The following is an 11,435-nucleotide window of genomic DNA, read 5'->3' on the forward strand; positions in this document are numbered from 1 at the left end:
ACCGCTTCGTTCCGGAGTGACGGCGGCTGGTTGCTATAGCGCCGGTCAGGCTGTGCGGGTGAAGCGCCAGCGGTCGGGTTCGCTCTCGGCCGCGTCGAAGCGATAGCCGTCGCTGTCGAAGCCGCGCATCGCATCTACATCGGTGATGTGATGCTCGCACATCCAGCGGGCCATCATGCCGCGTGCGCGCTTGGCGTTGAAGCTGACGAAGCGGGGGCCGTTCGGGCCGGGTTCGCGGAAATCGACATCGATCACGCGCACGCCGGTCAGCTTCCCGGCAACGGCGGCAAAGTATTCCTGGCTGGCAAGGTTCAGCACGACGTCCGATCCCTCTTCGGCAAGCTGCGCGCGCAGAAATTCGGCGATGCGATCGCCCCACCAGTCGGTCAGGCTCTTGTGGCGGGGAGCCCAGCGCGTGCCCATCTCCAGACGATAGGGGCGGATCATGTCGAGCGGACGCAGCAGGCCGTAAAGGCCCGAGAGCATGCGGATATGATCCTGCGCGAAGGCCACGCCGGCCTCGTCCATCGTATGCGCCTCGAATCCGGTGTAGACATCGCCGGCGAACGCGAACAGCGCCTGCCGCTCCGGCAGGTCGGGGAAGTCACGGAAACGGTCCGCATTGAGTTTGGCAAGGCGCGGGGAAATATGCATCAGCTCCGACAATCGCTTCTGCGTCAGGTTCGACGCCGAGCGTGCAAGGCCGAGTGCTTCCTCAGAGAAATGCGGCGTCGTGACGGCCAGCGGCGGCAGCGCGCGTTCGAAATCGAGCGTCTTGGCGGGCGAGAGCAGAGCGATCATGCCGGGGCGGTAGCGAGAGAGGCCGCTTGCGTCAAACCGTAGGCCGGCCGGGGCATGGGTTATCCGGCAGTGGTGCAGGAAATGGCGATTTGTCAGGTGTGTCGCCACCGGTTAAGCCTAAGCGGCCAAGGCGCGATCCGGCGTTAACGGCGAACGGGCGGAACAGGTTGAGCGCAATTTTGCAGACCCACGCGGAACTGGAAGCGCAGGCGCGCAAGGCATTGCAGCGCGGCGATCTCGCTGCCACCGCTGCAGCGGCAAGAACGCTGGCCGAAACCGCCCCGAACCAACCCGCCGGCTTCTTCCTGCTGGGCATGGCCGCCGCCGAGGCCGGCCAGTTGAGGAAGGCAGTCCCTTTGCTGGAAGCTGCGGTGGCGCGTGGGCCGGAGGCGGAGTATCTTGCCCAACTCGCCAAGCTGCTGATCCTGCTGCGGCGCGACGGTGAAGCAGGACGTGCCGCGCGCGCGGCCATGGCGCTTTCGCCCGGCGATGCGCTGACGTTGGATACCATTGGCTGTGTGCTGGTTCGGCTGGGCGATCATGAAGGCTCGATCGGGCCTTTCTCGGCGGCGGTGGCGGCGGAGCCGAGCAATTCCGGCTATCGCTACAATCTGGCGGCGGCCAGCGGCTTTACCGGGCGTGTTGCGGAAGCCCGCGCGCATTACGAGGCCATTCTTGCATCCGATCCCGGAGATGCGCGCGTGCACTATGCGCTCGCCATTCTCTCGCGCCAGACGACCGAAGGCAATCACGTGCCCCGGTTGGAAGCGGCGCTGGCGGCCGCAACGCAGCCGGATGATGCGCTACGCATCCGTTATGCGCTCGCCAAGGAGTTGGAAGATATCGGCAATGCCGGCGCGTCCTATCGCCATCTGTCGGCGGCGAACGATCTTCAGAAACACAAGCTCGGTTACGATTTCGCGCAGGATGCGGCGATTTTCGATGCGACGGAGGCCGTCTTCGATGGCGATCCACCTGCCGGCAGTGTTACCCCCGGCGTTGCCCCCATCTTCGTGGTGGGCATGCCGCGCACCGGTACGACACTGGTTGACCGTATCCTCTCCTCACACCGCGATGTGGAAGCGGCGGGAGAGCTTCAGGCGATGCCTTTGGCGGTGAAGCAACTGTCCGGCACATCGTCGCGCAGCGTCATCGATCCTGCGACTATCGCCGCGAGCGCTGACATCGATCCGGAGAAAATCGCGGCTGCCTATCTGGCGCGTGCCGCCCATCACCGCCGAACCGGAAAACCGCGTTTTACGGACAAGTTACCGGCCAATTTCCTCTACATCGGGCATATCTTGCGCGCGTTTCCCGATGCGCGGATCGTCTGCCTGCGCCGCAATCCGATGGACACGATCTGGAGCAACTACAAGAACCTCTTCGCCAGCCAGTCCGCGTACTATGCCTATTCCTACGACTTGATGGACGCGGCGCGCTATTTTGTGCGGTTCGATCGCTTGATGGGGTTTTGGGAAAGGCAGCTGCCCGGACGGGTGCTGCAATTGTCTTACGAAGCGCTGGTCGTGGATTTCGAGGAGCAGACACGGCGCCTGCTTGAGCATTGCGGCCTCGATTGGGATCCGGCGTGCCTGTCGTTCCATGAGAACGATGCAGCGGTTGCCACACCGAGCGCGGCGCAAGTCCGTCGGCCGATCAATGCGGATGGGCTGGGCAAATGGCGCGCCCATGCTGCCGCGCTGGAACCGGCGCGGGCGTGGCTGGCCGGGCAGGGGATCGTGACGGACTGAAGGCGCTCCCCGCAGTCTTGCGGGAAAGCGCCTTCTGCTCAGGGCCTGATCAGTACTTGATACTGGCCTCGATACCGATCGTGCGGGGATTGAGCACGGTCTGGCGGTAGTAGCGTACAACGACACCGTCGTTGATGCCGATGCGTGACCGGTCGGAACCGACCGAGACCACGGCGTACTTGTCGAAGATGTTGTTGGCGAACAGGCTGACGCTGTACTTGTCGGTCTCGTGCGTCAGCGATGCGCGGTGCAGCACGTAGCCGGGGATCTTGTCGCCATAACCGCGATCCCAGCCGAGGCGGGAAACCACGTTGCCGCGATAGGTTGCGGTCCAGTTGGCGATCAGGCTGCCGTCCTTCATCGGCGCCGTGTAAGTCGCGCCCAGGCTGCCCGAATTCTTCGCGGAGCCCGGCAGGCGGTCGCCTGAAAGCGCGTCAAGCTGCGTGAACTTCGGCCGTGAGTCGTAGTCGTTGGGCGTGGTGCGGATGGTGATGATGCCGGGAATGTCCTCCGTCAGCTTGGCATCGGTGTAGGAATAAGTGCCCTGGATCGCCAACTGGGGCACCGGCTTGAACTGGAACGAGGTTTCGAAGCCTTGCGACTTGGCCGAGCCGCCGTTCACGGTGATGCCGGTGGCGCCGTAGAACGTCGCGGAATCCACCTGGATGCCGTCCCACTTGATGTGGAAGACGTCGAAGTTGAAGCTCAGCTTGCGATCGAACAGTTGCATGCGCATGCCGATTTCGGCGTTGCGTGTCTTGTCCGGTCCGTACTGAAGTTCGTTCGGCAGGGCGCAGGCATTCTGCTGGTTGGCGGGAACCGGATCGGGGCAGGGGGCAACCCTGTTGGGGCCGCCGATGCGATAGCCCTTGCTGTAGGTGCCGTAGACCATGAAGTCCGGCGTAAAGTTGTAGGATGTGTTGAACTTCCAGACCCAGCCGTCCTGCTTCGCGCTGCCGCCCGAAGGAGTGAGGTCGTAGGGGCTGAGCGAGTCGCCCAGCAGCGGCAGCACCAGCGCACCCTGGATGTCCGAAGAATATTTGAAGTAGCGGGCGCCGGCCGTGACCTGCCATTTCGGCGTGACGTGGAAGGTGCCTTCGCCGAAGATTGCCTTTTCGGTCACCTTCGACTTGGTGTAGCTCACGTACTCGAGATCGTCCGGATTACCGGTGATGCCGTAGAAGTCCGAGAGGCCGGGCGTGTGCTCGGCATAGTCGTTGTGCATCTTCTGCTGGTTGTAGAACCCGCCCAGTACCCAGTTGAACGGGCCGCCATGGCGCGAAACCAGGCGGATTTCCTGGTTGAACTGCTTGCGGCGGTTGTCGGACTCGTTCCAGCTGGAGAAGGCCGGGAACAGTTCGTAGTCATAGTCCAGGTCAAGCAGAAGATCGGTATTGTCGCTCTTCGATTTCGACCTGACATTAGTATAGGCTGTAGTGGAGACTAGATCCGCGATATCGGCGATGTTCGCGTTGACCTCCATGCTGGCAAGGTGCGCGCGTCGATTGGTGGGTTCGGTGTAGCGGCTTGCGTTCTCGTACTTGCCGGTACCGAGCACGCCGGCGCTGTTCGACTGGGAACCGTCCGACCGGGTGCGCTGGAACGCGTAAGTGAAGATCACCTTCAGGTCTTCGGTGGTCTGCAGCAGCAACTGGTTGCGGGTGGTGAAGGTCCGTTCGAAATTCAGGTCCTTGCGGCTGGTCAGGTTCTCGCGGTAGTCCTCCGGCGTGACGCCGGTCGTACCGCTGGGCTGGGGTAGCGAGACGCCGGGGTCCTGAAGCAGCAGCGGATAATCGATAAAGCCGGGATCGTAATAGTACCCGGTGGAGGAGCGGAAGGCGATGTGGTCCTTCATGATCGGGATATTGATCATGCCGTCCAACTGATAGCCGGGATCGCTGGCGTGGGCCTTGTCGTAGAAGCGGCCGTGGACCTGGCCTTCAAAGCTGTCCACATTGGGACGGTTCGGAATGTAGCGAATCGCGCCGGCCAGCGTGCCCAGGCCGTAGAGCGTGCCTTGCGGCCCAAGCAGCGTTTCCACGCGCTGGATGTCGAGCAGCTTGAAGTCGTAGTAGAGCGGCACTTCGCCCAGATAGACGCCCAGCGAATCGTCGTAGTTGGAGCCATCGGAGCTGACGTCCGACGCGTTAAGTCCGCGCAGCACGATCGTTCCGGTCGACCCCGGGCCGGTGTCAGAAATGGTCATGCCCGGCGTGAAATCGGCAAGATCGCGCACGTCGTTGATGCGCTGGCGGGCGAGTTCTTCCGAACCGATCGCCGAAATGTTGATCGGCGTGTCCATGATCGTGGTGCTGCGGCGGGTGCCGGTGACGATGATGGCGTCACCCTGATCGGTGGCGGCGGAATCCTGCGGCGCGGCGGTCTGTGCGAGTGCCGGCGCGGTAAGCGTCATGGTCGTGAATACGGTTGCGGACAGAAGCGCCGCCCTCATTTTTGCGCGATGTGACATAGGCTTCCCTGTTATCTGGTCGTTGTCGTTGCGCCGTGGCCTGCTCCTGCCAGAACTCTATGGCCGTTGCTTTTTGTTGGAATTGGCGTGCCGGCCATCGCTTTGCGGATGTTGTGTCGGCGCGCTTGTCGGTCTCGACGTAGTCGAATGACGGTCGAGGTATTCTTGTTGTTGTTGGGTTGCAGCTCAGTTGGCCGCGGGTTTTGCCCTGAACCGTGCGAACACGGGTTGGAACGGAAACAGGAATTGCTGCGGGATCGACAGCCGCTTGCGTTCGTCCTGGCCGACGATGGCGGATTCGCCTTCGCGGTAGGTGCCGAATACGCGGTCGATCAGGATCAGCGAGTTGGCGTAGTTGCAGCGGGTGTCTTCATAGCCCACCGAATGGTGCAGGCTGTGATGCCGGATCGTGGTGAAGAACAGCGAATAGAACTTCGGCGGATCCGATCGCACATTGGCGTGGGCGAAGGTGGAAATCACGTTCAGCACGTTCAGCGCGCAGAATACGGCGGCATCGGGAAGATCGAACAGCGCCACAATGCTCAGGCTGATCAGGAACAGTTCGATCGGGTTGCCGACATAGCCCTTCATCGCGTTCAGTTGGGTGATGTGATGGTGCGGCGCGTGGGTCAGCCACAGCGGCGTCCAGTTGTGCATCGCGCGGTGCATCCAGTACTGGCCGAACTCGATCAGGAACACCACCAGCGCCACTTGCACGACGAAGGGCATATGCATCGCCCAATCGGTGGTGATACCCAGCGACTGCTTCACTGCCCGAAGCGGATCGTCCGCCAGCTTGGCGGTGCACCAGGCGATCGCGGTGGAGCCCAGGATCACGTAGAACAGGTCCGTCGCGAACTCTTTACGGTTGAGGCGCCAGCCAGAATGCCGTTCGTTCAGGTATTCAAGACCTTGCACGAAAGCGCTGATCAGCGCGGAAGTGGCGACGATCGACCACGGGTTCTCGATCCACGAGCGGGGGCCATAGGCCCAGAACAGCACCACCGCGGCGATCATTATGGGCGGAATGAAGTTGAAGATCGTGTTCTTCAGGCCGGCGCGAGTGTCCGCGCCTTCAGCGGTGGGAGAGATGTAGGCGGGCGCGGGATTCGCGTTGGCTTCGGTGAAAGCGATGCCGGCCAAAGCGACGCCGGCCAAAGCGACGCCGGATCGCCCCTCGACCGAAAGAACTGCATTGCTGGACGGCAACTGCTCCATCGAAAATCCCCCATCGGGGCCGGAAATCCGGCCCAATGCTACAGTCTCTCTCTCCCGCTAGGTTTCGCTCTCATCGGCGACTGGATACACGGTATGGATATTACCTTTCCCGTCAAGAGTATTATTTTCGGACAGGTTCCGCCGGTCGGGACGGGCGGAAAACGGCGAATTCCGGTGTTTCGAGGGACGGACGCTGCGCATGTTCAATAGCCGGCTGGCCGCACTGCGAAGGCTGAAGCCAAGGCCAGTTTCGCACCCGAGCCGCTGATTCGCCTTGCGAGAAACGCGGGAATGGTGGGAAACAGCAACTGGCATCGGCGCGGAGCTTGATATAGGGGCAAGACATGGACCGCCGAGCCCCCCGTCCGGCCGCTCGCTCAGCCCTGTGCGCCGGTTTTGGCGGCCATGATTCGCGACGCGCCAGCCGCGTGGCCTTGATGTTGATTGAGAGGATTGCCGCTTGAGCACCGACGCCGCCGGCCTTGCCCGGCTTAGCATGAGTCTTCCGGCCGACCTGTTTCGCCAGTTGGACATGATGGTGGAGGAGCGCGGCCTGCCGTCCCGCTCACAACTGATTGCCGAACTGATCCGGCACGCCCTTGCCGAGCATGAGGCTATGACCCGGCCCGAGGAGATGCTGGCAGGGACGATCACGCTGGTCTATCGGGGCGATCGCGGTCGCGTACGCCACCAGCTTGCGGAGAGCCAGGCGGAATACCTGAAGGAGGTCATCTCCTCTCAGCACGTGTTCCTGGAGGATGACCAGTCGCTGGAAGTGCTGCTGGTGCAAGGGCCGGCGACGCGGCTTAAGGACCTGTGCGATTCCTTGCGCGGGATTCGCGGCGTACATCAGTTGCAGCTCGTGACCACCACCGCGCTGCTGCCGCCACTGCACGAACAGGAAGCTTCTGCCGCGTCCGAGGAGGGCCGGTCACGCAGGAGCGCTGCGAAAGAGCCTGCGGCCTGATTGCCAAGCTGGTCGCCCTATCTGTCGGTATTACGGAATTCGTAACGGGTAATATTTTTGTGATGGACAACCCTTTCAAACGCGGCAATGCTGCACTGCGAAAGGGGTCCGATTCATGATTGCACCGATGCGTAGGTTAGCCAAGATCGCAATGCTGGCCGGGGTGCTTGCCACCACCGCCTGCTCCCAGACTTCCAGCGACGCGCCGAAGCAACGGCACGAATTCAACATCGGATGGTCCATCTACGCGGGCTGGATGCCCTGGCCTTACGCGCAGCAGGCTGGAATCGTGAAGAAGTGGGCCGATAAGTACGGCATCAAGATCAATATCGTCCAGGTGAACGATTACGTCGAATCGGTGAACCAATATACCGCCGGCAAGCTGGACGGCGTGACCGTGGCCAACATGGACGCCCTGACGATCCCCGCCGCCGGCGGCAAGGACACCAGCGCAATCATCGTCGGTGACTATTCGAACGGCAACGACGGCATCATGCTGAAGGGCGGCGGCGATCTGAAGTCGCTGAAGGGCAAGCAGATCAACCTCGTCGAGCTTTCGGTGTCGCACTACTTGCTGGCGCGCGGCCTCGCCTCTGCCGGGATGGCGCTCAGCGATGTGCACACCATCAATACCACCGATGCGGACATCGTCGGTGCTTTCGCCAGCCCCGACGTGACCGCTGCCGTCGCATGGAACCCGCAGCTTTCAGTGATGAAGGCCCAGCCGGGCGCGAAGGAAGTGTTCAGCTCCGCCAATATCCCGGGTGAGATTCTGGACCTGCTGTGTGTCGATACCGCCACGCTGAAGGCCAATCCGAACCTGGGTAAGGCGCTGACCGGCATCTGGTATGAAACCGTCGCGCTGATGAAGCAGCAGGATGCCAAGGGCAAGGAAGCGCGCGCGGCGATGGCCAAGCTGGCCGGTTCGACACCGGAGGCTTTCGACAATCAGCTGACCACGACCTTCCTCTATTCGGATCCGAAGGCCGCCGTGGCGGCTACCTCCGCGCCGGCGCTGGTGACGACGATGACGCGCGTGCGCGACTTCAGCTTCTCCAAGGGCCTGTTCAAGGGCGCTGCCTCCGCCGATGCGGTGGGCATGGCGTTCCCCGGCGGCAAGACGCTGGGCGATCCGCAGCATGTGACGCTGCGCTTCGATGAAAGCTTCATGAAGATGGCGGCTGACGGGAAGCTCTGAGAGCTGAACCCTCTATGGTGCGGAAATTCGCGGCGCTGCAACATACGGCAGCGGATTTCCGGCCAGCCTCTGAGAGCTTCGAAACCGCCTCATAAAGGTGAAATGACGCAATGCGTTGGATGAATCGTCAAGTTCGGCGAAGCGATCGTCTGCTGCTCGGTGCCTTGCCGATCCTGGCGCTGGTGGTGGTCTACTTGGTGCTGGCGGCCAGCCGCCACGCGGCCAATCCCGCCGACAAGATCCTGCCGCTGCCCAGCAGCATGGTCCAGAGCATGTCCGCGCTGATCTTCCAGCCGGACCCGCTGACCGGGCAACTGGTGTTCTGGGCCGATACCCTGGCCAGTCTTGAGCGTCTGGGCATCGGCCTTGGCATCTCCACGCTGATGGCGATCGTGGTTGGTCTTGCGCTGGGCATCCTGCCACCGGTGCGCGCGACGCTCGGGCCGCTGGTGACTGGCATTGCCGTCATTCCCCCCATAGCGTTGCTGCCGATCCTGTTCATTGCCTTGGGGCTGGGCGAAACCGCCAAAGTCGCGTTGATCGTGGTCGGCATCGCGCCGGTCATGATCCGCGACATCGCCGCGCACGTCACGGCCCTGCCAAGGGAACAGATCGTCAAGGCGCAGACGCTGGGCGCCAGTAGCTGGCAAGTGATGATCCGCGTGGCTCTGCCGCAAGCGATGCCGCGGCTGCTGCAAGCCATGCGCCTGTCGTTGGGGCCAGCCTGGGTCTTCCTGATCTCTGCAGAGGCGATCGCGTCCGACGTGGGCCTTGGCTACCGCATATTCCTCGTCCGCCGCTATCTCTCGATGGACGTCATCCTGCCTTACGTCGCCTGGATCGCGTTGCTGGCGATCGTCATGGACGTGACGCTGGCGTTCCTAAGCCGTCGACTGTTCCCCTGGGCGCATGGAGAGAGCCATTGAGCACGCTACTCAGCCTTCGCGACGTCTGGGTCGAATATGGCGACAAGATCGTCATCGAGAAGCTGGACCTCGACATTCACGCCCGCTCTTTCGTGTCCGTGGTCGGCCCATCGGGTGCGGGCAAGAGCAGTTTCCTGCGCCTGATCCTGGGCCAGGAAGCGCCGACACGCGGGACGATATCGCTCGACGGCCAGCCGCTGGTGCCCGAATGCGGGCCCGATCGCGGCGTGGTGTTCCAACGTTATTCGGTGTTTCCGCACCTCTCCGCCTTGCGCAACGTCGTGCTCGGCATGGAGTGCGCGCAGGCGCCATTTTCGGCCCGCCTCTTCGGCAGCGCCCGGCGCGCGGCCGAAGAAGAGGCCGCAGAAATGCTGAAGGCGGTGGGTTTGGGCGACAGTCTGCACCTCTATCCCGCGCAGATGTCCGGCGGCATGCAGCAGCGCCTTGCCATCGCGCAGGCGCTGGTCAAACGGCCGCGCATTCTCTTGCTGGATGAGCCGTTCGGCGCGCTGGACCCCGGAATCCGGGCGGACATGCATCTGCTGATCCGCCGTCTCTGGGCCGAATATGCGCTGACGATCGTGATGGTCACACACGACATTCGGGAGGCTTTCACGCTGGGAACCCGCGTGCTTGCCTTCGACAAGCGTCGCCACGATCCACACGCCCCGCACCGCTTCGGCGCCACCGTCGTCTACGACCTGGCGCTGCGTGAGCGGAGTGACGAAACCGCCGAAAAAATTAAAAGTATTACGCTTGACGAGATAGGTAATAATTGAGAGGGTCGGGCATGGGCTCCGAATCCTCCAGCCTGGCAAGACTCAGCATGAGCCTTCCGGCAGACCTCTTCAGACAGTTGGACACGATGGTGGTGGAACGCGGATTGCCGTCCCGTTCCCAGCTGATCGCAGAACTGATCCGCCACGCTCTTGCAGAGCATGAATCGCTTACCCGGCCGGACGAGATGCTCGCCGGCACCATTACCCTGGTTTATCGCAGCGAACGGGGCCGCGTTCGCCACCAGCTTTCGCAGACGCAGGCCCAATACCTGAAGGAAGTGATCTCCTCCCAGCATGTCGTGCTGGAGGACGATCAATCGCTTGAAGTCCTGCTGGTGCAGGGCCCGGCCGTGCGGCTGAAGGAACTGTGCGACGCCATCCGGCGCGTACGCGGAGTTCAGCAGCTGGGCCTTGTCACCACGACCTCGCTCCTGCCGCCTCTCTACGAGCAGGATGCCCGCAACATCAAACCGATCGGAGCTATTTGATGATCGAGACTCTGGCCAATCCGCTGGCGGCGCGGGACCATGCGCGCAGCATGGAAGGAACGGTGATCGAAAGCATGCCGGTGCTGCCGCCGGTGGCGGACGATCTGCCGCCCGAAGTGGCTGCGGACGATCTCGTATGGGAGGAAACGATTGCCGCTGGCGGCTATGCCACGCGTCGCCTCTCTCGCGGTTCGCGGTTGCGCCTGATCGATCTTCGCGGTGATGCCTGCGCCTCGGTCCTGCTGTTCAATGCGGAGATGCCGACCGAACGGCTGAACGTTGCCGATACCGTCAAAGTGCAGTGGAACGCTTATTTGGGCGCGGGCAAGCTGCTGCTTTCCGATATGGGGCGGGTGCTCGTCAGCATTCTGGAAGACGATGCCGGCACCCACGATACCTTTGCCGGTACGTCCAACGCCGCAACCAATGCCGCCAAGTATGGGGAGGGCAGCAATAGCGGTGCCCATCCCAACGGCCGTGATCGCTTCCTTCTGGGCGCGGCCAAGCACGGGCTCGGCCGGCGCGACGTGCACCCTTGCGTGACGCTGTTCAAGGGCACCCATATCGAGGCAGACGGCACGATTACGCCGCAAGTCGGACCCTTCGCTTCCGGTCGCAGCGTAGTGCTGCGCGCGGAGATGGACGTGATCGTGGTGATCGCGAATTGCCCTCACGTGCTCGATCCCCGTCCGGAATGGACGGTAACGCCGCTGCGCGCCACCGCCTGGCGCGGCCCGGTTACACCGGCGGACGATCCGGTCCGCACGGCCACGCCTGAAGGGCTGCGCGCCTTCCAGAATGTCGAAGACTACTTCCGTCGCTGAAAGACTACTTCAT

The 11,435-nt window shown here is 62.7% G+C and carries 10 protein-coding genes; 7 read left to right on the forward strand and 3 right to left on the reverse strand.

Annotated features, from left to right (window positions below):
* Positions 1-45: 45 nt before the first annotated feature.
* On the reverse strand, positions 46-801 hold the full coding sequence (yaaA, locus tag WBP07_RS30685) for a peroxide stress protein YaaA (RefSeq protein WP_395397019.1): 756 nt from the start codon (positions 799-801) through the stop codon (positions 46-48).
* A 176-nt stretch (positions 802-977) separates the two neighbouring features.
* On the opposite strand from yaaA, the gene WBP07_RS30690 reads away from it, so the two are divergent.
* Positions 978-2,552: a tetratricopeptide repeat-containing sulfotransferase family protein gene (locus WBP07_RS30690; protein ID WP_395398283.1), complete on the forward strand. Its 1,575-nt coding sequence runs from the start codon at positions 978-980 to the stop codon at positions 2,550-2,552.
* Positions 2,553-2,601: 49 nt separating this feature from the next.
* On the opposite strand, the gene WBP07_RS30695 is transcribed toward WBP07_RS30690, so the two are convergent.
* Together WBP07_RS30695 and WBP07_RS30700 are read right to left on the reverse strand one after the other, a co-directional pair.
* Entirely contained in the window at positions 2,602-5,022 is a 2,421-nt protein-coding gene (locus WBP07_RS30695) for a TonB-dependent receptor (RefSeq protein WP_395397020.1), read from the reverse strand.
* A 186-nt stretch (positions 5,023-5,208) separates the two neighbouring features.
* A complete protein-coding gene (locus WBP07_RS30700; RefSeq protein ID WP_395397021.1) occupies positions 5,209-6,240 on the reverse strand; it encodes a sterol desaturase family protein in 1,032 nt (343 codons plus the stop codon).
* Between the two features lie 496 nt (positions 6,241-6,736).
* Here WBP07_RS30700 and WBP07_RS30705 point away from each other — a divergent pair, with 496 nt between their 5' ends.
* From WBP07_RS30705 to WBP07_RS30730, 6 genes are all read left to right on the forward strand, one after another.
* Positions 6,737-7,207 (forward strand): CopG family ribbon-helix-helix protein, encoded by a 471-nt coding sequence (locus WBP07_RS30705; protein ID WP_395398284.1) that lies wholly within the window; start codon positions 6,737-6,739, stop codon positions 7,205-7,207.
* 115 nt (positions 7,208-7,322) lie between these two features.
* Complete coding sequence (locus WBP07_RS30710) at positions 7,323-8,405, forward strand: putative urea ABC transporter substrate-binding protein (protein ID WP_395397022.1); 1,083 nt, start codon at positions 7,323-7,325, stop codon at positions 8,403-8,405.
* Between the two features lie 110 nt (positions 8,406-8,515).
* The gene (locus WBP07_RS30715; protein ID WP_395397023.1) at positions 8,516-9,331 is read left to right on the forward strand and encodes an ABC transporter permease; all 816 of its coding nucleotides are present in this window, start codon (positions 8,516-8,518) and stop codon (positions 9,329-9,331) included.
* A complete protein-coding gene (locus WBP07_RS30720) occupies positions 9,328-10,110 on the forward strand; it encodes an ATP-binding cassette domain-containing protein (protein WP_395397024.1) in 783 nt (260 codons plus the stop codon). Before WBP07_RS30715 ends, WBP07_RS30720 begins: the two co-directional genes overlap by 4 nt.
* Before the next feature lie 11 nt (positions 10,111-10,121).
* The gene (locus WBP07_RS30725; RefSeq protein ID WP_395397025.1) at positions 10,122-10,598 is read left to right on the forward strand and encodes a CopG family ribbon-helix-helix protein; all 477 of its coding nucleotides are present in this window, start codon (positions 10,122-10,124) and stop codon (positions 10,596-10,598) included.
* Complete coding sequence (locus WBP07_RS30730) at positions 10,598-11,422, forward strand: urea amidolyase associated protein UAAP1 (RefSeq protein WP_395397026.1); 825 nt, start codon at positions 10,598-10,600, stop codon at positions 11,420-11,422. Before WBP07_RS30725 ends, WBP07_RS30730 begins: the two co-directional genes overlap by 1 nt.
* The last annotated feature ends 13 nt before the right edge of the window (positions 11,423-11,435 follow it).

This window comes from Novosphingobium oxfordense, assembly GCF_044029435.1.
Classification (GTDB): domain Bacteria; phylum Pseudomonadota; class Alphaproteobacteria; order Sphingomonadales; family Sphingomonadaceae; genus Novosphingobium.